15 protein-coding genes are annotated in these 21,831 nt (G+C 65.5%); 7 read left to right on the forward strand and 8 right to left on the reverse strand.

Going from position 1 to position 21,831, the window contains the following annotated elements:
- Window positions 1-11: 11 nt before the first annotated feature.
- The 3 genes from ACOGXH_RS03120 to ACOGXH_RS03130 form a co-directional block, all read right to left on the reverse strand.
- The gene (locus tag ACOGXH_RS03120; protein ID WP_419927658.1) at window positions 12-3,563 is read right to left on the reverse strand and encodes a PT domain-containing protein; all 3,552 of its coding nucleotides are present in this window, start codon (window positions 3,561-3,563) and stop codon (window positions 12-14) included.
- A gap of 343 nt (window positions 3,564-3,906) precedes the next feature.
- Window positions 3,907-4,914 (reverse strand): ComEC/Rec2 family competence protein, encoded by a 1,008-nt coding sequence (locus ACOGXH_RS03125; protein WP_419927659.1) that lies wholly within the window; start codon window positions 4,912-4,914, stop codon window positions 3,907-3,909.
- A gap of 21 nt (window positions 4,915-4,935) precedes the next feature.
- Entirely contained in the window at window positions 4,936-5,562 is a 627-nt protein-coding gene (locus ACOGXH_RS03130) for a hypothetical protein (protein WP_419927660.1), read from the reverse strand.
- Window positions 5,563-6,028: 466 nt separating this feature from the next.
- Here ACOGXH_RS03130 and ACOGXH_RS03135 point away from each other — a divergent pair, with 466 nt between their 5' ends.
- Window positions 6,029-6,796: an abortive infection family protein gene (locus ACOGXH_RS03135; RefSeq protein ID WP_419927661.1), complete on the forward strand. Its 768-nt coding sequence runs from the start codon at window positions 6,029-6,031 to the stop codon at window positions 6,794-6,796.
- Between the two features lie 145 nt (window positions 6,797-6,941).
- On the opposite strand, the gene pucD is transcribed toward ACOGXH_RS03135, so the two are convergent.
- From pucD to ACOGXH_RS03150, 3 genes are read right to left on the reverse strand one after another with little or no spacing between them, the layout of a single operon-like run.
- Complete coding sequence (pucD, locus tag ACOGXH_RS03140) at window positions 6,942-9,218, reverse strand: xanthine dehydrogenase subunit D (RefSeq protein ID WP_419927662.1); 2,277 nt, start codon at window positions 9,216-9,218, stop codon at window positions 6,942-6,944.
- Window positions 9,215-9,697: a (2Fe-2S)-binding protein gene (locus ACOGXH_RS03145; protein ID WP_419927663.1), complete on the reverse strand. Its 483-nt coding sequence runs from the start codon at window positions 9,695-9,697 to the stop codon at window positions 9,215-9,217. The genes pucD and ACOGXH_RS03145 overlap by 4 nt, the downstream gene beginning before the upstream one ends.
- On the reverse strand, window positions 9,690-10,556 hold the full coding sequence (locus tag ACOGXH_RS03150) for an FAD binding domain-containing protein (protein WP_419927664.1): 867 nt from the start codon (window positions 10,554-10,556) through the stop codon (window positions 9,690-9,692). Before ACOGXH_RS03150 ends, ACOGXH_RS03145 begins: the two co-directional genes overlap by 8 nt.
- A 146-nt stretch (window positions 10,557-10,702) precedes the next feature.
- Here ACOGXH_RS03150 and ACOGXH_RS03155 point away from each other — a divergent pair, with 146 nt between their 5' ends.
- The 6 genes from ACOGXH_RS03155 to ACOGXH_RS03180 all read left to right on the forward strand — a co-directional run bounded on the left by ACOGXH_RS03155 (window position 10,703) and on the right by ACOGXH_RS03180 (window position 19,238).
- Window positions 10,703-11,989, forward strand: coding sequence for a Zn-dependent hydrolase (locus tag ACOGXH_RS03155; protein WP_419927665.1), 1,287 nt, complete (start codon window positions 10,703-10,705; stop codon window positions 11,987-11,989).
- On the forward strand, window positions 11,986-13,056 hold the full coding sequence (locus tag ACOGXH_RS03160; protein ID WP_419927666.1) for an N-carbamoyl-D-amino-acid hydrolase: 1,071 nt from the start codon (window positions 11,986-11,988) through the stop codon (window positions 13,054-13,056). Before ACOGXH_RS03155 ends, ACOGXH_RS03160 begins: the two co-directional genes overlap by 4 nt.
- A 2-nt stretch (window positions 13,057-13,058) precedes the next feature.
- On the forward strand, window positions 13,059-15,614 hold the full coding sequence (locus tag ACOGXH_RS03165; protein WP_419927667.1) for a molybdopterin cofactor-binding domain-containing protein: 2,556 nt from the start codon (window positions 13,059-13,061) through the stop codon (window positions 15,612-15,614).
- A gap of 42 nt (window positions 15,615-15,656) precedes the next feature.
- Window positions 15,657-16,709 (forward strand): amidohydrolase family protein, encoded by a 1,053-nt coding sequence (locus ACOGXH_RS03170; protein ID WP_419927668.1) that lies wholly within the window; start codon window positions 15,657-15,659, stop codon window positions 16,707-16,709.
- A complete protein-coding gene (locus ACOGXH_RS03175; protein WP_419927669.1) occupies window positions 16,706-17,707 on the forward strand; it encodes an LLM class flavin-dependent oxidoreductase in 1,002 nt (333 codons plus the stop codon). The genes ACOGXH_RS03170 and ACOGXH_RS03175 overlap by 4 nt, the downstream gene beginning before the upstream one ends.
- A 70-nt stretch (window positions 17,708-17,777) precedes the next feature.
- Window positions 17,778-19,238 carry an acyl-CoA carboxylase subunit beta gene (locus ACOGXH_RS03180; protein ID WP_419927670.1) on the forward strand — a complete coding sequence of 487 codons (1,461 nt, stop codon included), beginning with the start codon at window positions 17,778-17,780 and terminating at the stop codon, window positions 19,236-19,238.
- Window positions 19,239-19,248: 10 nt separating this feature from the next.
- On the opposite strand, the gene ACOGXH_RS03185 is transcribed toward ACOGXH_RS03180, so the two are convergent.
- A complete protein-coding gene (locus tag ACOGXH_RS03185) occupies window positions 19,249-20,547 on the reverse strand; it encodes an 8-oxoguanine deaminase (protein ID WP_419927671.1) in 1,299 nt (432 codons plus the stop codon).
- Entirely contained in the window at window positions 20,544-21,791 is a 1,248-nt protein-coding gene (locus ACOGXH_RS03190; protein ID WP_419927672.1) for a PLP-dependent lyase/thiolase, read from the reverse strand. The genes ACOGXH_RS03185 and ACOGXH_RS03190 overlap by 4 nt, the downstream gene beginning before the upstream one ends.
- Between the last annotated feature and the right edge of the window lie 40 nt (window positions 21,792-21,831).

Consider the following 21,831-nt stretch of genomic DNA (forward strand, 5'->3'; position numbering starts at 1 on the left):
ACCGGTGCTTGTCACTGGTCGCGTCGTACTCTCGGTGTGGGCGGACTTGCCACCGTCGAGGATGAACCGGTGCTTGTCGGCTGTGGCGTGGAGTTCTGCGAACGGGCGGACTTGCCACCGTCGAGGATGAACCGGTGCTTGTCGGTCGTAGCGTTGAGGTCGCCCTGGAGTGGACGTACTCGCCAGGTCGGTCGGTCGGTCGGTCGGTCGGTCGGTCGGTCGGTCGGTCGGTCGGTCGGTCGGTCGGTCGGTCGGACGGACGGACGGACGGACGGACGGACGGACGGACCTAAGGCCATCTCATCATCTCTCATGGCGACAAGGCTGCCTTGATCACCAATTGTGGGGTGAGCCCTGAGCTTGCGGAACAATGCGAGAGCTCCAGGATGGGGTGGAAGCTGTGGGAAGCTTGCATCGTCCGACCACGAGACGAACTCGTCAGTTGGAATGACCTCCAATCCGGATCTCTTGTTAGCCAAAAACGCTGTCCATCCGGAAAAGGGCCCGCAGAGATTTACGACGTCCAACAGTTCCTTCCCCTTACGCAAAGAACAGAGCACCACTGTCCATTGACCATGCACGTCGTCAAATACCCAACCACCGGAATTTAGAAGCACAGTCACATTGCTGAATGCTCCCTCCTCAAGCACCGTCTTGCGCCAATGCTCCGAACCCTTGGTCTGTAACGCGGTGCGGGGTAGTACAACGCCGATTCGACCGGTGCCCTGACGAATGAGATTCCAGTTCCTCCAGGCGAATGCCTTGTACAAGTCGGTCCGCCCCGATCCGAGGTCAGGAAAGGTGTTGCGCAAAACCGTCCTCATCTCTTCAGCATCTTCCAGCTCCTCCTCAAACGCAGCTTCAAGGTCCGGCCTAGTCCGTCGAAACCGGGCGATCTCGTCGTTCATCTGCTTAATGGGCAAGCTTCGGATGCCGGGCAAGTAGGTACCCCACCACACTTTGTCCTGAACAACCACCTGCTCCCAGGGAGGATTGCCGATGAGACAGTCGAATCCAGGATTTTCACGAAGGAAGACCTCGGGAAATGCGACGGGGAAGTGGGCAGGCTGCAACCTTGCGACTTGGTTGGCTACCGCAGGACGCTTGGCAATGCGATCGAAGGTGTCCACTTCAAGTTTCTCTGGGAGCGAACAGATCTCCGCTCGGTGCGCAGTGATCACATCAAGTACGGCTCGCAACTCAACTATCGCGTCTTGGGCTTCCAGGTGAGCCGCCCTGGCCTCGTCTATTTCCCTCTTGGTGGCATCAGAGGTACGAGCAAGACGACGAAGTGCGTTCTCAGCTACCGATAGAAGGTCCTCGATTTGGCTGCGGAACAAGCTCGGGGCGTGAGGGTCGGCGTCCGGTTCGAACGCGGCCACCACTTCGTGGAGTGTTCCGACACCGGTGAGACTGTCGCCCTGGATGAGGTTGTGGTCGAGGAATGACAGCGGCAGGCCAGGAACAAAGGTGTGGACCCAGATGGCGAGCCGCGCTAGCTCCACGGCCACACGATTCTTGTCAGTGCCGTAGACGCAGTGGCGGGCCACTTGGCGCCGAAGGAGCGAACCCGATTCGATCTCAACGCCGTCGGCCAGCTCCCCCAGCGCCTCAAGAGCGGCGTTTCGCAATCGGTTCAACTCCGCTGTCACGGCAGCGACGGGATGGAGAGTAAGCCAAGCCGACAGGCGGGCCTCGATGCGGTCGACCGCGGCTACCAGGAAATGCGCCGAGCCCATCGCGATATCAGCGCAGCGGAAGTCGAAGAAGGCATCGGCCAGCGCGGCTTCATCACCGGTCTGCCGCAACTGGTCGAGCCGGACGATGTGGTCGTCGAGCGCAGGTTCTAGGGCGTTGTCGAGCAGGTGCTCGACGGCGAAAGGCTTGGTGAAGTAGGAGCCGGTGGCCTTGCGGACTCCAGAGCGGTTGTGGAAATACACCGCACCTACCTGCACCTCCACGTCGTCGTCATCGGAGGCGGGCACATATTGGCTCTTGCCCTTGATGGATTTGACAGCTAGGTCGTCTTGGGCCACCGACAGCTTCGACTCCAACAACCCTTCGTAGATGGTGCCGAACTCCCGCACCGACAGCGATCGGAAGTCCACAGGCCCAAAGCCCTCCGGCCCCTCATCCACCAACACCGCCGACAGGGCGGGGCCGAACTCGGCGTTGGTGAGCTTGATATCAGCGATAGCCGCGCCCGACGGACTCACCTCTTGGTCGATGGAGAACAATCCACCGTTGTATGCGGGCACGCCCCAGTCACTGTTGCCGCGATTGACCGCATCCCAGAGCTGGTTGATGTCGTCCCATAGATCCGTGGCCTCTTCGTCGTAATTGTTTCGGCCAAGGCGTCGGTCTTCGGAGAGTTGTTGAGCTTTTCGCGACAAGGAGTGGTCGTCGTAGCGATCGTTGGTGCGATAGGGCAACAGGTTCTTGTCTTCCCCATAGGCCACAAAGAGCAGTCGAAACAAGATCACCATCACTTGCTCATAGGCATCAGCTAGATCGCTTTCGCTCAGAACATCGCCGTGCCGATCGCGGGAAAGCCGAGCGGCCACCGCGTTTGCCAGTGCCGGAACTGTCTCGTGGTAGACGCGCTCCCGAAGCCGCAAAGCCAAGTCGGCAACGAAGTCGGATGACCGGTCGAGAATTTGGTCCAGGGTTCCGTTGTCGTCAAGGGCCTCGGCTGAAAACAACAGATGGAGATAGCCGGCGAGATCGTTGGGCACAAGCGACAGATTCAGCTCCACAAAGGTCTCGGCTCGGCCTTTTCGACCCACGCCAGTATCTGGGCGAGCGGCATAGAGCCGGATTTCTGAAGACCGAGTGAGAACTACCCAATCGACCCTCTCCTGATCAGCGAGAGCCAGTGCGCGAGACACCGGCGAGGTGTTGTCAAACCGGCCAGACGGCGCCTCAAAAGGCTCGTCTTCGTCGCAGAACACGGCCACGGCATGCTTGCGACCATTGATTGTGAGCATTGAGGCATTGGTGGCCAGCATCTCGATTTGGAACCCCAAGCCCTCGACCAACTGACGGCCTCGCTGGCCCAGCAAGGCTGTAGCTTTGCGGTTTGCTGAAGCCCAGTCCGACCGATCGGGGACACCTACCCTGAGTTCCTGGGTGGCCAGTAAGCCGACATTTCGAAGCCCCGGAAACGGGGAATCCAATTCGGGAATCGAAGCCAACAAGAAGCGAGTAGCCGCGTGATGGCTGGGCTCGCTCAACGCAACCTGAGCCAGCCGCTCAGCCTGCGACACTTCAATGTCGTGGTGCACCAACGGTGGGTCACCCACCGGCCCGCACAGTGATACCCGCTGGCCATCAGCAGTGGAATAGAACGCCACCAGCAAAACTGGGCTAGCCCGACCGGCCCTCCGTCTCGACCACCCATCGCGCAGATCAGAGTTTTTTGGCTTGCCCGATGCTCGAACCAGCGTCACTTCCAACCCGCTGGAGGCCTCTTGGCTGAACACGCCAGCCGGCTGAAGCGATGGGGGGAACCCTTTCGGTGCCACCCAAGTAGTGGGGTCCCATTCCATGAGGAAGCCATCCACGAATCGGACACACTACTCAGATCGTGGCCTCCACACCTCAGTGACCGTCCACACTTCAGTGATCAGGCTCTTCAGTTGGAGAAGGACATTACCCACCTGCCGATTGTGTGCTGGCCATTCAGGTTGAAGGTGGCTAGCGGCGACTCCCGAAATTCGCCTGAAGCCTCATCGGCCCTTGCGGCCCTTGGGTCTGATTTCTCGCCAGAGGGAATTCCCGTTTCGCTGTCTTGTCATGTCGAGCACGCCTGCCACGGGGCTCGTGTCGCGCAATTCAGTCATGGGCGGGTTGGAGGAGGAAAGGCGTGGCAATTTAGGGTGGCGGCTAGACTGCTGGTCATCGCTATTAGATCACATATGCAAACCACGCCTTGAGATCCTCATCATAGTACGTGGAAGGGTTTACTTTCTTGGCAAAGGTTTCGTGTGTGACATAGAGGTGCATCGAGTCAGCTCCGATATCTACTACCATACAATTGGCTTGATTATTCGTAATAATAGCTAAATCACGGCGCGACCACTCACTGTATGCTAAGTGTTCGGATCGGGCATTTCCAAAGAAAGTAAGTGTGGGTTTTAGGACGTCTAGAAATCCATAGGAACGGCCAGAGTCACGGCCATGATGAGGTGCAATAAGCAAATCAATGTCCGTCACGTCCTTTTCCCAAGTTGCCAATATATGTTCCCAAGTTGCATCGTGGGAATCGCCACCAAAGACAATTCTATGTCCATGAGTGCGATAGAGAAGAACATAAGAGCAATCGTTGTAATTGTCGTTGGACTTATTCGCACTATTCACCAGTGTTTGTGTGGGTGCCAAGACCTTAATGCCGTCCCCACCTCCTGAACCATTTTCATTTTGATTCCAAAATTTACCATTTGCACCGGAGAGGAGAGTCAGCCGCTTCGGATCTTGCTCTGGATCAGAGTCGCGCAAATGCTTGTAGAATTTCCAGTCTTCCGCGTTATAGGGGGAACTATTCCACGATGAGGAGTCCAGTTCCTTCTTGTTATCCGTGTCCCAAAAGTTCTGTGGCTCGAATGCTTCAAAGAGACTCTTGATTCCATCCATATGGTCCATGTCAGGGTGAGACTGAATGTATCTGAATATGGACGTGATTCCATGCTCATCAAGATATTGGATGGGATTGACGGGGTAACTTTTTTGGTTGAAATTGCCCAAGGTTCCGCGCACAGCTTCGGCCATCATTGCTGTTTCCAGCGACTTTGCGCCCGAGGTAGTCGATTCGACGGTCTCGGCGTTGCAGACATCAATTACTGAAATTCGCCCCGAAAGGTGCCTTATGACTGAACAATCACCTTCTTTGACGTTTAGGAAATGGATTGTAGGCATTGTTTTCTCCGTTCTTTCAGGTCAACTCTTCTGGACATGGTTGCGGTGTGCTTCAACAAGGGTGCCGAAGAAACTGTCGGCATATCGCTCCGCGCGGTGACTTACTATAGATCTGCGAGAGGTCACCAGGACTAAAGCGATTATCAGAGTTATAGAGGCTAATATTGCCAACAACAATCCAGAATTGGCAATTGCAAAAACAGCCCATGCTGCGGCAGCTGAGGCCATACTAGCTGGGAACCAGAATGGAGCAAGTCCAGAGAGGTTACGAGTGAAGCCATAGTCCTCGTTGTGAATGGAAAGGAGTCCCTTTGTATCGATTGTTCGGAACAGGTGACGTAACCCGGTGACAGCATCGTTGGTGATTTGCTTTAGTCGATGCTCGTCTCCTTCCTCAGCGGTCCGGGCAATGTCTAAGCCGACCAGTGCGCTTATCGCCTCGTAGTAGAGATCTCTCTGTTCCCTAGAGCAATTCGTGTCGTTCGGCTGGAGCCGTAGGTTAGTTGGGGCATCGTGTGGCCAGTTGGGCCAGAGTTTCCGTTCATACCTGCGGCCTGCTGCCGATGCAAAATATGCAAGCCCGACCCATGCCACCACTGTGAGGCTCCCGCCAATCAATAGGTCGCGAATCCAGGTCGAATCGTTCATGCCGAGCGCGGCCATGCCTGGCAACAACGCAAACCATGACAGAAGAGCTGGCAGAAGACGGGCTTTGATCTCATATCGATCTAGCAGCTTCCCTGGATCCAGTTGACCCATATGATTTGTCATTCATAGGCCTCGCGAAGTGTTGGCATTGTGCTTGTCCCGATGGGTCCAAGCCGAACGCGTAGGGTACACATTGTTTCGTCACCGTTCCAAGCTTCCACCAACAACGCCAGCAGTTCCTGCTGCTTGCTTCATATTGATATCTCTCAGGATACGTCATGCATTTCAATGTTTCGCTCCTGAAGGGCGTCCGACTCTGGGAATGAGTAGTGACGACTGCTGAGGGTGCCGAAGATCAGGGTCAAATGCTGCTGAAACCCAGGCGAAGCTAGGGGTGGTTCGCCAAATAGAGCCGGACATGGAGCCAACCCCCGAAACTCTCATGGACGGTCAATACACTCGTGTTGTGAGTTCAGCTGGCCTTTCGCGCTCGGAAATCATGCAGATTGTCAATCGGTACATCGGTGTCACCCAGGGCTTCCTCGGAGACTTCACCTACCGCACCCATGCCGAGTTCTATCCGGAGTACTGCGATCTTGACATTGACCCCGATTCCTTGGAGGGAACGACGCGAGAGCGGTTCATTGCCATCGTCTCCGATCTGGAGCCTCAGGCTCAGGCCCGGATCGTTCGGGGAGTTACGGAGCGCTTTCCTGTTGGCGGTCCTGAATCGCCTGAAACTCGCACTGAGGAACTCCAAAACAAATTGCTCAGATGGGCTGACCGACTTCACGGCGTGGTCGTAGATGGCAAGATCCCTCGAACATCTCGATCCGATGTTCTGCTGGCCATCGAGGACACGGAGACTCTATTGAAGTCCCGAAGTGGGGCCCCGGTGTCTGTCGACCGTGTGCATACGACCCTGCACGCTTATCTCATCGGAGAGTGCGAGACCGCTGGTATCAATCATGACGATGGTGCCCCAATTTCAAAGCTGCTCAAAGAAATGCGAGCGCATCATCCGAAGCTGGCTGCTGCACCAGCAAGCAACACAGCACGCACTCAGCAGATTCTCCAGTCGTTCGGGCAAGCACTCGATGCTCTCAACCCGCTAAGGAACCAAGCAAGCATGGCTCACCCCAACGAAGGACTCCTCGACTCAACTGAAGCGCAGCTGGTAATCAACGCTGGCCGAACCATCCTCACTTATCTGGACGCTCGACTCAGCGAATGAATAGCCATTAGAAGCTGGACACAGTCCGCTGGCACAGGTGCCCGGGGGTCCAGAGAATTGGAAGGTTGTTGACTGCAGGGGTCCTTCGTTAGTGGAAGATCTGGTGAGCGATGGGTGTTCTCAACCGCAGATTGTGGGATTCAGCTCAGCTCAGGGCGATGTCGGCGGGGCGGATGGGGATGCGGGGGAGGGGGAGGCCGGTGGCGTTGCGGACGGCGGCGGCGACGGCGGCGGATGAGGAGATGGTGGGGGGTTCGCCGATGCCTTTGGCGCCGTAGGGGGCACCGGGTTCGGGTTCTTCCACCCAGGCGGCGATGGTCACGTCGGGCATGTCCAGGGTGGTGGGGATCACGTAGTCGGTGAAGGAGGCGTTTCTTACCAGGCCGTTGTCCAGGACGATTTCTTCCATCAGGGCTAGGCCTACTCCCTGGGCGGTGCCGCCTTCGATCTGGCCCACGGCCTGGGTGGGGTTGAGGATGCGGCCTACGTCTTGGGCGGTGGTGATGTCGCGCACTCGAACCAGGCCCAGGTCGGGGTCCACATCGGCGATCACCCGGTGGGCGGCGCAGGCGAACGACACGTGGGCGTTGCCCTGGCCGTTCTCGTCCAGCGCCTCGGTGGGGGCGTGGTGGTACTCCACGTCGGCCTCGTAGCCGGCCCCGGCGGTCACCTGGGCCAGCAGTGCCTCCTGCTGGCCGTCGAGCGACACCACCAGGCCATCGCGCAGCACCAGCCCGTCGGGGGCCATGTCCCAGTCGGCGGCCACGTCGGCCAAGATCTGATCGCGCACCGCCCGGCAGGCGGCCTGCACCGCCCCGCCCGACATCCAGGTCTGGCGGCTGGCCGACGACGACCCCGCCGAGCCGACGGTGGCGGTCTGGGCCGGGGCCAAGATCACCTCGTCCACCCCCAGCTCGGTGCGGGCGATCTGCTGGGCCAGGGTCACGAACCCCTGGCCCACCTCGGCGCAGGCGCAGGTGACGGTGGCCACCCCGTCGGCTACCCGGCAAGCGGCCGATGAGTAGTCGTCGTAGCCCTCGGAGAACATGAGGTTCTTGAACCCCACGGCGAAACCCGTTCCCCGCACGGTGTCGGTGGCGTCGGTGGTGCGGCCCGAGCCTCCCGGCAGGTCCCGCCGGTCGTCGCTGGGTGCGATGTGGGGTTCGGGGGCCTCGGCGCACTGGCGGATCACCTCGGCCACCGGGAAGGTGCCGGTGATGACCTGCCCGGTGATGAGGCGGTCGCCGGAGTCCAGGGCGTTGATCAGCCGCAGCTCAATCGGGTCCATGTTCAGCGCGGCGGCCAGCTTGTCCATCTGCGATTCGTGGCCGAAGCAGGTCTGCACCGCGCCGAAGCCCCGCATGGCCCCGCACGGCGGGTTGTTGGTGCGGGCCGCCAGACCGACGATGTGGGCAGAGGGCACCTTGTAGGGGCCCGCCGCGAAGCAGGAGGCGTTGGCGATGACAGCCGATGAGGTGGAGGCATAGGCCCCGCCGTCGAGCACGATCCGGGCCTCCACCCTCACCAGCCGCCCGTCGCGATCGGCGTGGTGGCGGTACCACATCTTGGCCGGGTGGCGGTGCACATGGCCGAAGAACGACTCGTCGCGGCTGTAGACCATCTTCACCGGCTTGCCGGTGTGCAGGGCCAAAAGGCACAAGTGGATCTGCAACGACAGGTCCTCGCGGGCGCCGAACGCCCCGCCCACCCCGGCCAGGGTGAGGCGCACCTGCTCCTCGTCGATCCCCAGGCACGCCGCAATCTGCTCTCGGTCGACGTGCAGCCATTGGGTGGATATGAACAGCTCCACGCCGCCGTCGTCGTCGGGCAAGGCCAGGCCCGACTCGGGGCCCATGAAGGCCTGATCCTGCATGCCCACCTCGTAGGTGCCCTCCACCACCACATCGCCGGTTGCGTCTTGGTCGCCGTGGCGGATGTTGATCTCCCGAAAGACGTTGCCGCTGGGGTGGATGGGGGCCGCGGGGGGCGCGGCCTCGGCATCGGTCAGCGGTTCGGTGACCTCGTAGTCCACCACGATGGCCTCCGCCGCCCGCCGGGCGATGTCGGGGTGGTCGGCGGCCACCACCGCCACCGGCTCGCCCACATAGCGGACCTGCCCGTCGGCCAGCACTGGCTGGTCGGGGTGCTCGAGCCCGTAGGAGCGGCGACCGGGCACGTCGTCGGCCAACAGCACGGCGTGGACCCCGGCGGTGGCCAGCGCCGGGCCGATGTCGATGCTGCGGATATTGGCCGAGGCGTGGGGCGAGCGCAGGGTGTGGCCCCACAAGAAGTCGTCGGCCCACAGGTCGGAGGAGAAGGCGAACCGGCCCTGCACCTTGGGTACGCCGTCGGGGCGCCCCACATCGGCGCCCACCCCCCGGGTGCCGGCGTCGACGATGGTGTTGGTGGCCTCAGCAGTCATGGCTGGCTCCGCTTGGTGGCCGCCGCTGAGTGGACGGCGGCCAGTATCCGCCCATAGCCGGTGCAGCGGCACAGGTTGCCCGACAGGGCTTCGCGCACGTCGCCGTCGCTGGGGTCGGGGTCGGCCTCCAGCAGATCGTGAACGGCCACGATCAGCCCCGGCGTGCAGAAGCCGCACTGCACCGCGCCCTCGTCCACGAACGCCTCTTGCACCACCGACAGGCCGTCGCGGCCGTCGCCCAGGCCCTCCACGGTGGTGATCTCCTGGCCCGCGGCGGCTGCGGCCAGCACCAGACACGAGCAGGTGAGCACCCCGTCCACCAGCACCGCGCACGAACTGCACTCGCCCTCGGTGCAGGCGTTCTTGGTGCCGGTGAGCCCGAGGCGCTCCCGCAGCACGAACAGCAGGCTCTCGGTGAGGTCGGCGTCGGCCACCTCGCAGTCGGTGCCGTTCACCCGCAGGGTGTAGGGATCAGGCATCGCCGGAGCTCCCTTCTGCGAACGCCCGCTTCAGGGCTCGGGTGGCCAGCACCGCCACCGCGTGGCGCCGGTAGGCGGCGGTGGAGCGATGGTCGTCGATAGGGGAGGAGGCCGCGGCCACCCGCTGTCCGAACTCGTCGGCCACGGCATCGTCCACTCCCGCGCCGTTGTCCCAGTGGATGCGCTCGGCCACCCAGGCCTCGGCTTCGGTGGCCCGGGGAATGCCGGCGGCCACCGCGCCCAGGGCGCAGCGAACGCCGCGGGCATCGCGATCCACTACTAGGGCGAGGCCGGCCATGGAGATCACCATGGCGTTGCGGGGACCGATCTTCAAGAACTCCTGGCGGCCCCGGGGCCGGTCCATCTCGGCCCGCACGATCAGCTCGCCCGGTTGCAGCGATGTCTGCTTCACCCCCACCACGAAGTCGTCCAAGCCCATCCGGCGCTCCCCGTCGGGGCCGGCCAGCACGATTTGGGCGTTGAGCGCGGCCAGTACCGGCAGGGTGTCTCCCGCCGGTGAGGCGGTGCCCAAGTTGCCCCCCAGGGTCCCGGCGTTGCGAATGGGCGGGGAGCCCACCGTGCGAGCGGCCTGGGCCAGGGCGGGGGCGGCATCGGCCAATGCCGTGGTCATCATCTCGGTGTAGGTGACCCCGCCGCCCACGATCACCCGGTTCTCCGCGATGCTCCACTGGCGCAATTCGGGCACCTGGGCCACGGCCACCACCTGGCGGGGACGGCGCAGACCCCGGTTGATCTCCACCATGAGATCGGTGCCCCCGGCCAGCACCGTGGCGTCGGGACGCTCGGCCAGCGCACCCAGGGCGTCGTCGAGGCTCCGGGCCACCACCACATCGCTCATCGCGGTGCCTCAGAGGCGGCGCAGAAACAGCGCAGGCTACGCATTCGGTTGAAACTCACAGCAGATAAAATCTATTCGCTGAAGGCCGTTCTCGTTGGGAGAGTTGGCGATTCTGCGAAACGGATAGGCGAGATTTTTGGCAAACTATGTCTTCTGTGGCTACTGAGATCAGCGTTGATGGTCAGGGCCTAAGCGACCGTTTGGCTGCTCTGGCATTGATCGGGGAAATCGAGGGCACCGACGGTGCCTGTCGTTTGGCGTTGACCGACGAGGATCGCGACGGCCGCGACCTGGTGGTGACGTGGATGCGGGATCTGGGCCTGGAGATCAGCATCGACGGCATCGGCAACGTGACCGGCACGCTGGCCGGGGCCGAGCCGGGGCCGCCGGTGATGTGCGGCAGCCACATCGACACCGTGCGCACCGGCGGGCGCTACGACGGCAACCTCGGCGTGCTGGCCGGCTTGCAGGTGATTGAGGCGGTGCAGCGGGCCGGCATCACCACCCGGCGGCCCCTCGCCGTGGGGTTCTTCACTGATGAGGAGGGCTCCCGGTTCCCGCCCGACATGCTGGGCAGCCTCGTCTACACCGGCGAGCTCCCCCTGGAGGAGGCACTCGACATCGTGGGCACCGACGGCGCGGTGGTGGGCGAGGAGCTCGACCGGATCGGCTATCGGGGCCCGGCCCCGTGCCCGTCGCCCCCGCCCCACGCCTTCATCGAGCTGCACATCGAGCAGGGCCCGATCCTCGACACCGAAGGCATCGTGATCGGCGCGGTCACCGGCGTGCAGGGCATCAGCTGGACCGAGATCACCGTGGCCGGCCAGTCGAACCACGCCGGCACCACCCCGATGGACATGCGCCACGACGCCGGATGGGCCGCCACCCGCATCGCGGTGTTCGTCCACGAGCTGGCCGAGGAGTTCGGCCCGCCGCAGGTGTGCACCGTGGGACGGGTGGAGCTGCATCCCAACCTGGTCAACGTGGTGGCATCCGATGCGGTGCTCACCGTGGACATGCGCAACACCGACGACGACCTTCTCACCGAGGCCGAGGACCGCCTGGCCGCCTTCTTGGAGGAGCTGGCCGCCGAGTCGGGCACGGGGATCACGTCGCGGCGCCTGGCCCGGTTCGCCCCGGTGGAGTTCGACCCCGACATGATCAACCGGGTGGAGAAAGCCGCTGCCGAGCTGGGCTTCAGCCACCGGCGGCTGTGCTCGGGCGCCGGCCACGACGCCCAGATGTTCGCCCCGGTGTGCCCCACATCGATGGTGTTCGTGCCCTCCTGGCAGGGCATCAGCCACAACCCGTTCGAGCACACCGAGCCCGAGCACCTGGAGGCGGGGGCCAACGTGATGCTGCGGGTGATGCTGGAGCTGGCCGAGATCGCCGAGACCTCCGAGGTGACCGAGACGGCGGGGGCCACGGCATGAGCGCCGACAACGACAAAACGCTCACCACCCACCTGGAGAGCGAAGTGGCCGATGAGCGGGTGTCGCGCCTCTCCAGCAATCTGCGGGAGATCACCGTGGGGGCCGCCCAGCTCGGCCCCATCGCCCGCGAGGAAACCCGGGCCGAGGTGGTGGAGCGGCTGCTGGCGCTGCTCCACGAGGGCCACAAGCGGGGCTGCGAGCTGGTGGTGTACCCCGAGATGGCCCTGACCACGTTCTTTCCCCGGTGGTGGATCGACGACGTCGACGAGCTCAACAGCTTCTATGAGACCGAGATGCCCTCGCCGGAGGTCAAGCCGCTGTTCGACGAGGCGGCCCGCCTGGGGATCGGGTTCTGTCTGGGCTACGCCGAGCTGACCCCCGACGGCCACCGCTACAACACCTATCTGCTGGTGGACGGCGAGGGCAACGAGGTGGCCAAGTTCCGCAAGGTCCACATCCCCGGCCACGAGACCTACGAGCCCCAGCGCCCGTTCCAGCACCTGGAGCGGGCCTACTTCGAGCCCGCCGAGGAGACGTTCCGCACCTGGACCGCCTTTCGGGGCGAGATCGGCCTGGCCCTGTGCAACGACCGGCGCTGGCCAGAGACCTACCGGGTGATGGGACTGGCCGACGTGGAGATGATCCTGATCGGCTACAACACGCCAATCCACTACTACCCCGATCCATCCCAGGACTTCTTGGCCGGATTCCACAGCCGCCTGGTCATGCAGGCCGGGGCCTACCAGAACGGCACGTTTGTGGTTGGTGTGGCCAAAGGGGGCGAGGAGGAGGGGGTGGAGAGCCTGGCCGAGAGCTGCATCATCGGCCCCTCCGGCGAGGTGCTGGCTCAGGCGGCCACCGACGGCGACGAGCTGGTGGTGGCCACCTGCAACCTCAACTGGTGCGCGGCCTACAAGAACACGCTGTACGACTTCAGCCGCTATCGCCGCCCGGAGATGTACAAGTCGATCGCCGAGGAGATGCCGCTCATCTTTGAGAAGCCGTACGTAGAGGGGGCGCCTATCATTGGGGAAGCGCCCTCATCCCAGGGAAATCCGGGGGGATAGCCATGACGACGCTGACAATCAACGGTCAAGAAGTAACCATTCAGGGCGATCACGAGCACCTGCTGGCCGCTCTGCGCGACGAGCTGGGCATCATGTCGCCCAAGGACGGGTGCTCGCCCAGCGGCCAGTGCGGCTGCTGCGCGGTGCTGGTGGACGGGCGCGCCCGGGTGGCGTGCCAAACCTCGCTGGAGCGCTCGGCCGGCTGCGAGGTGCTGACCCTGGAAGGGGTGTCGGACGAGGAGCGCAACCGCATGGCTGATGTGTTTGCGGCGTGCGGCGCGCTTCAGTGCGGGTTCTGCACCCCCGGCATCTTGATCCGCACCAAGTCGCTGGTCGACCGCAAGGGCTCGGAGCTGACCCGCGAGGAGGCCTCCCGGCATCTGGGCGGCCACCTGTGCCGCTGCACCGGCTACACCAAGATTTTGGACGCAGTGGAGGCGCTGGCCCAGGGCGAGACGCCCGAGGCCGAGGTTCCCGAAGGCGTGGGCAGCCGGGGCATCAAGTACGAGGCCCGGGAGCTGGCCCTGGGCGACCGCGACTACATCGACGACTTGCGCCCCGAGGGGCTTTTGCACGCGGCGCTGCACCTGTCCGAGCACGCCCGGGCCGACATCGTTTCGATCGACACCTCGGCGGCTGAGGCCATGGACGGCGTGGAGGCGGTGTTCACCGCGGCGGATGTGCCCGGCGAGCTGCGGGTGGGGATCATCCACACCGACTGGCCGGTGTTCATCCCCGAAGGGGGCCGCACCTCCTATGTGGGCGACGTGCTGGCCATCGTGGTGGCCGAAACCCGGGCCATTGCCCGACAGGCCGCCGAGGCCGTGGCGGTGACCTATGAGGTGCACACCCCGATCACCGACCCGGTGGCCGCGGTGACCAACGGCTGTGAGGACGCGGTGTGGGAGCTCGACGGCAACGTTTTGTCCCGCTCGGTGTACGCCCGAGGCGACGTGGACGCCGCGCTGGCGGCCAGCGCCCACACCATCCACGAGGTGTTCCAAACCCAGCGCATCGAGCACGCCTTCTTGGAGCCGGAGTCCACCCTGGCGGTGCCCCACGGCGACGGCACCATGCACGTGTATTCCGGGGGCCAGGGGGTGTGGGACGACCGCGACCAGATGGCCTCGGTGCTGGACATCGATCCCCAGCAGATCACCGTGGAGCTGGTGAGCAACGGCGGGGCGTTCGGCGGCAAAGAGGACATGGCCAACCAGGCCCAGACCGCGCTGGCCGCCTGGCTGCTGGGCCGCCCGGTGCTGTGCACGGTTTCCCGCGAGGAGTCGCTGCGGATGCATCCCAAGCGCCATCCCATCCGCATCGAGATGTGGGCCGGCTGCGACGCCGAGGGCCACCTCACCGCGCTGCGGGCCCGGATGGTGGGCGACTCCGGCCCCTATGCCTCGGTGGGCATGAAGGTGCTGGAGCGGGCTGCGGGCCACGCCAGCGGCCCCTATACGCTGCCCAACATCGACGTGGAGGCGGTGGCCGCCCGCACCAACAACCCGGTGTGCGGCGCCTTTAGGGGCTTTGGGGCCAACCAGGCCCAGTTCGCCATGGAGGGGGTCATGGACCGCCTGGCCGAGGCGGTGGGCATCGACGGCTGGGAGATGCGGTCGCGCAACGCGGTGGCCCCCGGCGCCATCTGGGGACCGGGACAGATCATGGACGACGGCTCTCTGGGGGCCCGGGCCTGCCTGGAGGCGGTCAAACCGGCCTGGGACGAGGCCAAGGCGGCCGGCAAGTCGGTGGGCTTGGGGCTCGGCCTCAAGAACTCCGGTTTGGGCAATGGCTTCAAGGAGATCGCCAAGGCTGTGGTGCGCTTCGACGACGACTACCACGAGGGCGGCGGCGTGGAGGTGCGCCACTGCTGGACCGAGATGGGCCAGGGGATCCACACCGTGGCCCAGCAGGTGGCGGTGACCGAGCTGGGAGTGAGCGCCGATCGGGTGCGGGTGGTGGTGGACACCACCTACGAGCTGGGCGCGGGCCAGACCACCGGCAGCCGGGGCACGCTGATGGGCGCCGGGTCGGTGGCCGATGCCTGCCAGGCCGCCCTGGCCGACGGGTGCCAGCCCGGCGTGGACTACTTCGGCGAGTACCGGGTGGACTGGACCAACAAGCTCTCCGACGGCGTGGAGAACCCCATCATCCACTCCACCTTCGGCTACGCCGCCCAGATGGTGGTGCTCGACGACGAGGGCGCGGTGGAGAAGGTGGTGGCCGCCCACGACGTGGGCAAGGCCGTGAATCCGCTGCTGTGCGAGGGCCAGATCGAGGGGGCGGTCCACATGGGGCTGGGCTACGCCCTCACCGAGGACTTCCCCGCCGATGAGAACGGCTGGCCCACCAACATGACCCTCAAGTCGCTGGGGATCCTGCGGCCCAAGGACATGCCCCCGGTGGACGTGATCCTGGTGGAGTCGCCCCAGCCCGGTGCCCCCTACGGCATCAAAGGGGTGGGCGAGATCGGCCTGGTGCCCACCGCCGGGGCGGTGGCCGCTGCGCTGCGGGCCCACGACGGAACGTGGCACAGCAGCCTTCCCATGGGGGAGTGAGCGAGCCCGTCGGGGCCGAGCGGCTTATTCTTCACTCTTAATATGGACACTGGCCACCACACCAGCACCACGCCCGGATTGGTCTGCGCCCACCATCACCTGTATTCCGCCCTGGCCCGGGGCATGCCCGCCCCGCCCGGAGTTCCCACCGGGTTCACCGACATCCTCAAGCTGGTCTGGTGGCGCCTCGACCGGGCGCTCGACCTCGACACCATCGAGTGGTCGGCCAAGCTGGGGGCGCTTGAGGCCTTGGAGGCGGGCTGCACCGCCATCGTCGACCACCACGAGTCGCCCAACGCCATCGAGGGCTCGCTTCAGGTGATCGCCGATGCCTGCGCCGAGGTGGGGGTACGGGTGAGCTGCGCCTACGGGGTGACCGACCGCCACGGCGCCGATGGCGCCCAACGGGGCCTGGCCGAGAACGAGCGGTTCCTGCGGGCCGGGGGCCGGGGCATGGTCGGGGTCCACGCCGCTTTCACCTGCTCCGACGACACGCTGGAAGCAGCCGCCGGCTTGGCCGCCGACCTGGGTACCGGAGTCCACATCCACGTGGCCGAGGGCCCGGTGGACGCCCCCGCCGCCCAGCGGCTGGAGCGGTGGAGCACCGACGAGTGGCTGTTGATCCACGGGGTACACCTGCCCGACGACCACCAGCTGGCCGGCACTCTGGTCCACAATCCCCGGTCCAACATGAACAACGCGGTGGGCTACGCCCGCCCGATCCGGTTCGCCAACCCGGTGGCGCTGGGCACCGACGGCATCGGGGCCGACATGCTCGAGGAGTTCCGGGTGGCCTACGTCCGCCACCGAGAGGACGATGTGACCGCCACCCCCGACTCGGCGTGGGAGTGGCTGGCCCAGGGCTGGGAACTGTTCCCCGAGGCCCGTTCCGATATCGTCCGCTGGTCGTATGACCCGATCGACCCGTGGCGGCTGGCCTTCACCCCCGGCGTGCGGGCCGTCGACGTGATGGTCGACGGGGAGACGCTGCTGGCCGACGGGGTGGCCACCCGGGTGGACCCCGACGAGATCCGGGCCAAAGCCGCCGAAGCCGCCAACCGACTGTTCGCCCAATTGGAGGAGATCGACCCATGAGCTCATACCCGGTGGCCCTGTACCTGCAAGACGCCCACTCGGTGGCCGAGGCCATCGAGTACGTGCAATACGCCGAACTGAAGGGGTTCGAGGCCGTGTGGCAGGCCGACTCCCGGCTGGTGCGGGAGGCCACCGTACCCATGGCCGCCTTCGCGGCCACCACCGACACCATCAAGGTGGGCAGCGGAGTGCTCGACATGTGGACCCGCAACCCGGCCCGGCTGGCGGCCACGTTCTCCACGTTGGATGACTTGGCCCCGGGCCGCATCCTGTGCGGTTTGGGGGCGTGGTGGGATCCGCTGGCCAGCAAGGTGGGGGTGGACCGCCGCCGCCCGCTGGGGGCCATGCGAGAGGTGGTCAACGTGGTGCGGGCGCTGCTGGCCGACGAGAACGTGACCTTCGACGGCGACTACGTGCATCTCGAAGACGTGGAGCTCGACTACGTGCACCAGCCCCGTCGCCCCAAGGACGTGCCCATCTACATCGGGGCCACCGGCATGAAGATGATGGCGCTCACCGGCGAGATCGCCGATGGCGTGGTGCTCAACTACCTGGTGTCGCCCGACTACAACCGCCGTGCCATGGACGCCCTGGCCGAGGGTGCGGCCCGAGCGGGGCGCACGGTGGACGACCTCGACCGCCCGCAACTCGTCGTGTGCTCGCTGGCCGACGACCGGGCCGAGGCGCTGGACGCCGCCCGCCTGCTGGTGACCCAGTACCTGGGCCAGCAGCCCCACATCATGGCCGCCTCGGGCGTGCCCGACTCGCTGCTGGATCAGGTCAACGCCGTGCTCACCTGGCCCGCCACCATGGAGCAGGTGGAGGCGGCCTCCAAGCTGGTGCCCGACGACATAGTGCAGATGCTGTGCGCGGCCGGCACCGCCGAGGAGTGCCGGGCCAAGGTGGACGAGTACGTGGCCAACGGGGCCACCTGCCCCATCCTCTACCCCCTGGGCCCCGACGTGCGGGCCATGATCGACGTCTTCGGGCCGGCCTGAGTTTCTAGGCATGAGCGTCCACTTCGAGCACGATCGCAGTGCCAGCTACCTCGGGTGAAAGAGTTGGTGCGTGAGTAACCGCGAGGAGTGGAAGCCGTGGTTGGAGGAGCTGGACCGTCGGCGCACTGAGGGCGCCGCCATGGGCGGCCCCGACCGGGTGGAGAAGTACATGCACTCGCGGGGCAAGCTGGACGTGCGCCAGCGCATCGACCGGCTGTTCGACCCCGGCACCTTCCGGGAGATCGGCTCGCTGGTGGGCACAATGGAGGACATCCCCTCCGACGGGTTCGTGGCCGGATATGGCCGGATCGACGGCCGCACGGTGCTGGCCGGCGCCGAGGACTTCACCGTGCTGGGCGGGTCGATCGGCGCGGGCAACACCGCCAAGCGCTACCGGGTGGCCGAGCTGGCCGCCCAAGAGGGCCTTCCGCTGGTCACCATGCTGGAGGGGGCCGGCCACCGGCTCACCGACACCGGGGGCAGCCGGGCGCCCGGCGACCTCCAGGCCTACGCCGATCTGAACGGGCAGGTGCCAATGGTGTGCTTGGTGATGGGGGCCTCGGCCGGCCACGGCGCACTGGCCGCCCCCCTCAGCGACTTCGTGATCATGACGTCGTACGCCTCCATGTTCACCGGGGGGCCGCCGCTGGTGAAGGCGGCCACCGGCGAGGACGTGACCAAAGAGGAGCTGGGCGGCGCCGATGTCTGCACCCGCATCGCGGGGTCGGCCCACAACGAGGCCCCCGACGACGAGGCGGCCATCGACATGGCCCGGCTCTACCTGTCGTATTTCCCGTCGCACGCCGGCCAGCCCTCGCCCCTCAGCATCGGCCCTGACACCGAGCCCCGAGCGGTGGAGGAACTGCTGGATGTGATCCCCCCCAACGACCGCCGGCCCTACAACATGCACCAGGTGATCGATCTGATCGTGGATGACGGCAGCTTCTTCGAGGTCCAGCCCGCCTACGGCCCGGCCATCATCGTCGGCCTGGCCCGCTTCGGGGGACGGCCCAGCGCCATCGTGGCCAACAACCCGGCGTATCTGGCCGGGTCGGTGGACGCATCGGCGGCCATCAAGGCCACCGACTTCTTGGAGGTGATCGGCAACTACGACCACCCGGTGGTGTTTTTGGCCGACAACCCCGGGGTGATGGCCGGCACCAAGGCCGAGCGGGAGGGCATCTTGAAGTGGGGCGGCAAGATGTACAAGGCCGAGCGCCGCCTCACCAACCCCAAGATCGAGATCACCATGCGCAAGGCCTTCGGCTTCGGCTCGGTGGTGATGGCCCAGAACCCGTTCGACAACCAGACCCAGTCGTTCTCTCTGCCCAGCGTGAACTTGGCCGCCATGCCCGCCGACGCCGGGGGGCGCTCAGCCAAGCTCGACCCCGAGACCCAGGCCCAGGTGGATCGCGACCAGCGCTCCGGCCCCTACCGCCTGGCCAACCGCCTGGGCAGCGACGACGTGATCGACCCCCGGGACATGCGCAACGCCATCCTCGGGGCTCTGATGTTGGCTGAGAATCGCTAGTTCAGGAGCGCTAGTTCCAGAGGCGGCGGGCTCGGCTGGCGAGTTCGGCGTGGGCGGCGGAGAGGTCGCAGCCCAGTAGCTCGCCGTCTTGGACGACAGGGTTGCCGCCGACATAGAGGTGGCGGACTCGGCGGTCGGGGCCGAGCACCAGTCCGGCCAGCGGATCGACCACGTCGGCGATGTCATCGCCGGGCCATACCGCCAGGTCGGCTGTCATGCCCACTTCGAGGCTTCCCAACCGGTCGGCCACGCCGAGACACTTGGCCCCGCCGGTGGTGCCCAGCCGCAGGGCATCGGCGGGCATGAAGGCGCTGGGGTCCATGGCCCGCAGCCGAGCGGCATAGAGCGATTGGCGCAACTCGGGGAACAGGCCACCCACCTCATTGGAGGCCACCCCGTCCACGCCGAGGCCTACCGGCACCCCAGCGGCTTCCAGATCGGTCACCCGGCAGGTGCCGGCCGCCAGCCGGGCGTTGGACGACGGGCAGTGGGCCACGCCCACCCCCGCTGAGCCCAGCCTCACAATTTCCTCGTCGTTGATCCAGATGCCGTGGGCCAGCCAGACGTCATCGCCCACCCAGCCCCAGTCGTCGAGTTGCTCCACCGGTCGGCGGCCGAACCGCTCCAGGCAATGCTCCTGCTCATCGATGGTCTCGCACAGGTGGGTGTGGAGCCGCAGGCCGTGCTGTCGGGCCAAGGCGGCCGATGCCTCCATCAGTTCAGAGCTGACCGAGAACGGGCTGCACGGGGCCACCACCACATGGACCATGTCACCGTCGTGGTGCTGGGCGATGACCCTTTCGGTGGAAGCCATGATGGAGTCGAGGTCTTCCACCACATGGTCGGGAGGCAACCCGCCCTGAGACTCGCCCAGGTCCATCGACCCCCGACTGAGGTGCAGGCGGATGCCCACCGCGGCGGCGGCGTCCACGATGGCGTCGAACACCGCGTCGTCGCCGTGGGGCACCAGATAGTGGTGGTCGGATGCGGAGGTGCAGCCAGTGGCGGCCAGTTCGCCCAAGCCGACCAGCGCGGCGGCGGCCACGTCGTCCACCGACAGCCGCCCCCACACCGGGTACAACTCCACCAGCCACCCGAACAGGTCGCAGCCCACCGCCCGACCCCGAGTCATCCACTGGTAAAGGTGATGGTGGGTGTTGGCCAGCCCGGCGGTGATGATGTCGCCGTCCACGTTGACCACCACATCACCAGGCTGGGCCTCGACGGTGCCCGTTGCGGTGATGATGCCATCGGCGATGGCAATGTCCCCGGGCCAGCGGGCCCCCCGTAGCACCGTGCGGGCGCTCATCGTTGCGCCCCTGTGAACAGCACCGCGGGTTTGGCCTCGGTCGGCGGGTCGTCGCACAGCAGACCGGCCAAACCGGCTGAGCCGGTGGGGCTGACGTTGATGCCGGTGGCCGACCGGCCCACTTCGCAGGCCTCGGCCACCACCGGCTCGGGCACCACCACCGGATGGCCGCCGGTGGACACCATGGCCTCGGTGACCGCAGCCCAGTCGTAGGTCTCGTCGTCGAGGATGCCGGTGGCGGCAGAGGCCGGGGTCGGCGTCCATGGCCACATGACGGCGGCGCGCTGGCGACGAGCCTCATCCAGCCCACCCAACTCGGCGGTGCGCTCCCACGCCCGGGCCAGCGGTGCGCATCCCTCGGTCTGCACTGCAACCAGCGCGGCTTGGGATCGGCCGATGGCCAATCCCTGAGCCACCGATGCGGCCAGTGCGCCCCCGCCTACCTGGACATATACCCGGTCGATGTCCGGAGCCTGCTCGGCCAGCTCATACCCCAGGGTGCGGCCCCCGTCGATGGTGTAGCCGTTGTCGGGCCCCTGGCAGCCGAAGGGAACCGCCCCAGCGCTCACTGCCTCCCGGAAGCGGTGGTAGGAGGGATCGCCGTCTTCTCCATCGACTCGGGGACAGACCTCCACTGTCGCGCCCAATTCCCGCAGATGGTCGACCACGGCTTCTTCCGCAAAGGTGGGCACATACACCGTGAGCGGCCACCGCTCGGCAGCAGCCACCACCGCGGCGGCCAGCGCAGCATTGCCGCAAGAGGCAATAGCCAGCTGAGGCCGCTCGGAAGCAGCACCGGCCCGACGCTCCCGTACCAGCAGGTGCAGCATCAGCCCGAACGTGTGCCGCGCCTTGTGCGACCCGGACACGTTGTCGGTCTCGTCTTTGACGGTGATTCGCCGCCTCACGGCGGACGGAACTGGCGTGTCAGCGCGATTCGGCAAGGTATCAATCGTGAATGGCGCGCACGGAGTGACCTCGAACCCGTGGCCGTCCACCTCAGCCACCGCGGCATCAAGCTGGCCCACCCGGTCCACAAACCACTCGTCGTCCTCGGCCTCAGCCCACGACCGCAGCATCCGCCGGTACCGCACGAACGGCTGCTGGCTCGAGGGGTCCACCGACCACTCCGGCACCGGCAACGCCAGTACGTGGTCGCCGCCGTCGGCGTCTCTATACCGACAAGCCCAGGAGTCGCCTGCTGAAACGGCGCCACAGGAACAGACCAGTGGCGGTGGGGTCATCGGAGCCCCCGCAGCCCGGGCCCTGCCGTGGCCCGACTGG

The sequence above is a fragment of the Candidatus Poriferisocius sp. genome, assembly GCF_965208355.1.
GTDB lineage: Bacteria > Actinomycetota > Acidimicrobiia > Acidimicrobiales > Bin134 > Poriferisocius.

What these genes read in the sequence shown, in the direction of transcription:
- pucD (WP_419927662.1), bottom strand. Translation starts at nt 9,218, where the DNA reads ATGACTGCTGAGGCCACCAACACCATCGTCGACGCCGGCACCCGGGGG.
- ACOGXH_RS03190 (WP_419927672.1), bottom strand. Translation starts at nt 21,791, where the DNA reads ATGACCCCACCGCCACTGGTCTGTTCCTGTGGCGCCGTTTCAGCAGGC.
- ACOGXH_RS03185 (WP_419927671.1), bottom strand. Translation starts at nt 20,547, where the DNA reads ATGAGCGCCCGCACGGTGCTACGGGGGGCCCGCTGGCCCGGGGACATT.
- ACOGXH_RS03165 (WP_419927667.1), top strand. Translation starts at nt 13,059, where the DNA reads ATGACGACGCTGACAATCAACGGTCAAGAAGTAACCATTCAGGGCGAT.
- ACOGXH_RS03160 (WP_419927666.1), top strand. Translation starts at nt 11,986, where the DNA reads ATGAGCGCCGACAACGACAAAACGCTCACCACCCACCTGGAGAGCGAA.
- ACOGXH_RS03155 (WP_419927665.1), top strand. Translation starts at nt 10,703, where the DNA reads ATGTCTTCTGTGGCTACTGAGATCAGCGTTGATGGTCAGGGCCTAAGC.
- ACOGXH_RS03130 (WP_419927660.1), bottom strand. Translation starts at nt 5,562, where the DNA reads ATGAACGATTCGACCTGGATTCGCGACCTATTGATTGGCGGGAGCCTC.
- ACOGXH_RS03125 (WP_419927659.1), bottom strand. Translation starts at nt 4,914, where the DNA reads ATGCCTACAATCCATTTCCTAAACGTCAAAGAAGGTGATTGTTCAGTC.
- ACOGXH_RS03150 (WP_419927664.1), bottom strand. Translation starts at nt 10,556, where the DNA reads ATGAGCGATGTGGTGGTGGCCCGGAGCCTCGACGACGCCCTGGGTGCG.
- ACOGXH_RS03175 (WP_419927669.1), top strand. Translation starts at nt 16,706, where the DNA reads ATGAGCTCATACCCGGTGGCCCTGTACCTGCAAGACGCCCACTCGGTG.
- ACOGXH_RS03145 (WP_419927663.1), bottom strand. Translation starts at nt 9,697, where the DNA reads ATGCCTGATCCCTACACCCTGCGGGTGAACGGCACCGACTGCGAGGTG.
- ACOGXH_RS03170 (WP_419927668.1), top strand. Translation starts at nt 15,657, where the DNA reads ATGGACACTGGCCACCACACCAGCACCACGCCCGGATTGGTCTGCGCC.